The sequence below is a fragment of the Coprococcus sp. ART55/1 genome, from assembly GCF_000210595.1.
Classification (GTDB): Bacteria; Bacillota; Clostridia; order Lachnospirales; family Lachnospiraceae; genus Coprococcus; species Coprococcus aceti.
In genome coordinates this window covers 554,217-556,965 of record NC_021018.1, presented here as the reverse complement: position 1 = coordinate 556,965, position 2,749 = coordinate 554,217, and the positions used below count along the sequence as shown (strand labels likewise).

Genomic DNA, 2,749 nt, shown 5'->3' with positions numbered 1-2,749 from the left:
AAGTAAGACATTTACAATTTCTCAGGCGGATATAACAAAAGCGACAGTGACATTAGCTGCTAATTCTTATACATATAGCGGAAGTTATTTCAAGCCTGCAGTTACAGTTGCGTATGGAAGTGCAAAGCTGAAGGCATCAGATTATACAGTACAATACGCAAATAATAAAGAACCTGGTACAGCTACAGTTACTGTTACGGCAAATGGTTCCAACTGCGTATCAGGAAAGCGAGTTGTAAAGAACTTTAGAATTGAAAAAAAGGTACCAGTGATCTCGTTCAAGAGTCCTATATCAACAACATGGCACAATGCAAATGGAACACATGGCTTTGAGTGTGTTGCACCTAGTGATTGTCAGGGTACGTTTAGCTTCAAATCAAGTAATCCTAAATTACTTGCAATCAATGCGGCAGGTGGAAGAGTTCAGGTTATGAATAACAAAGCATTTGGCAGTGTAGTGATTACAGCTACCTTTACACCAAAGGGAGCGGATGCTGCACACTATAGTACAAAGTCTATCACCAGAACTATAAAAGTGGTGCCAAATATAGTTAAGATAGCGAAAACAGAATCTAAAAAATCAGGACAGTTATATATACAGTGGTCTAATAGCAAGAAGGAGTATAATGCCAGCGAATATAGGATATATTATTACGGCTATAAGAAAGACAGTGAAGACTGTGGACAGATGTCATTATACAATTCAAAGAGTAAGATAACGGGTACCAGTACAACCATAACCGGACTGAAGGCTGGAAAATATTATATTAAGGTTGTTCCTTGCTATAAGTCAGGAGGAAACGTGCAGAATGGCGCCAGCACAAGTGCTGTAAAGTGTGTTATTAAATAGTCGAGAGAGGAAATCTTATGGAAATTATGATTCCTGTGGATAAATATATCATATCGGATGTCAGTCGGATAAGAATAGGAAGTCTTGACGAGAATGAGATAGTGATGAGAAGTCCAGAGATGATTGGTGTTCAGGCCGAATTTGCGGAAAATGAAAATGGATGGAGTATATGTGGTATTGGCAGCAGTAGTCTGACTGTGAATGGTAATCCGGTACAGTCAGGATACAGGCTCAAATGTGGGGATATTGTAGAACTCGGTGCTTTAAGGATAATATATTGTGTGCAGTTTATCGGTGTGCTTATACAGAACAACTTAAAAGACAGTATTATTGTCAATCTGCCATACATGGATTCAGAGGTGCTTCAGTATGCGGATGTTCAAGGAAAAAGACAGATTTTTTCACAGATCCCCCAGAAATACGGCAAAGAAAACAATGTCCATAACAGGGCTAAATAATCAGTATGAGATTAATATTATATTGTACACCGGAGCAGTTGGGATAGAACGATTACAAAAAATATATTTGTGCCTTGTGCAGCAAAATCCAAATGATAAAGATTCTGTTCCGAAGTGCCTAATGGGACATAATCATCTTGAGCTAGAAAAAGGAATTGAGAAATATACAATGGATAAGATTCCTAAAAACGGAAAAGGTCTTTTGGGGATTTTTGCTGAGTATTATAATAATTATCGATATGCAAATTATATACCGAAAATAAATGGTGGTGACTTGAGACTACTGTTTATTAGTTTCTTGAAAAAACAAAACGGAAAATTCAATTTTGATGAACCTTGTTCTTTATCTCAGTTTGAGGTTTTTAAACGATTTTATATAAATGAGTTAGGGAAAATAGCTGGTTATTTTTATGGATTAATAGAACATAAGGCAAGAGATATCAATACATATACCTATGAGATTGACTCAAGTTCAAATGCGGCTAGAGTCTTTTGGTCAACTAGGGGAAGATCTCTTTATGAGCAGATGCTTATTGAGCAAAATGCAATAAAGGAGTTGCTGCTATATATTTATAAGAATCAAAGAGATTCTGGTGTGTTTAGATTACTCAATCATATGGAATCTTTGGAAATGGATGATACGTTAATAAATGATTATTTGGCTGATTTGTTTGAGGGGAAAGTCAATGATTGGCTGATTGATTATGTAGATGATATGTATGAAGAAATAGGGGATATACAGAAAATAAAGGAACGAAAGAAATTACTCTCGTTGTTTGGAGATAGATCGGTTTGTTTTGATTTTGAGGATTTAGAAGATGGTGAGAACGAATCGTAGTTTAAATAATATGCATGATTATGTTGATATATAATAGGATATGTATTAATAAAAGGACATGTCATTGTGCAAACTCAAGCAATAGTAATTATGGCAACAGTTTGGAAACAACCTTTCAGTAGATCAAACAAATTATTGTAATTTATATAAAATGTGCCCCATATCTGAATAAAATAAGTTAATTTAATTCTGGGACATAAAGAGTTTGAGTAAACAGATTGTTGTTTAAGAAGGGTAGCCATTGATTATACTAAGTTTTTGAAAATTGGGCTACAGAGCAAGTAATAAAGCAAATGCTCCACAGTGGGGTACTCTCACAGTGGAGCGTTTACGAACGAAGAGGTACAGATAATGGTGGAGAATGGAAAATTACGTGAGCGAATGACAGTAAATGTGGTGCCTAAACTGGCGCTAAAGAATATTCCGAAGATAGTCTCAAAACAGTATCGTTCTTAAATTTGTTTTTGAGACTAAGGGCATTGTCAGTGGATGCGGTTCGGATATTATCTTGAAAAGTATAAGATTGTTATTTCCTTTAATTGAGAATTCCTTCACAGAAAAGAAGGGGATAACCTAAAAAGAGACTGGGAAAAAGCAATAATA

General features: G+C 35.5%; 2 protein-coding genes and 1 pseudogene. All 3 read left to right on the top strand.

The window, feature by feature from the left end; all coding sequences use genetic code 11:
• Positions 1-850: pseudogene (locus tag CCU_RS02705) on the top strand (hypothetical protein); the annotation flags it as partial.
• A 17-nt stretch (positions 851-867) separates the two neighbouring features.
• Positions 868-1,308, top strand: a complete 441-nt coding sequence (locus CCU_RS02700) for an FHA domain-containing protein (protein WP_208895927.1) — start codon at positions 868-870, stop codon at positions 1,306-1,308.
• A gap of 22 nt (positions 1,309-1,330) precedes the next feature.
• Positions 1,331-2,146: a hypothetical protein gene (locus tag CCU_RS02695; protein WP_208895926.1), complete on the top strand. Its 816-nt coding sequence runs from the start codon at positions 1,331-1,333 to the stop codon at positions 2,144-2,146.
• The last annotated feature ends 603 nt before the right edge of the window (positions 2,147-2,749 follow it).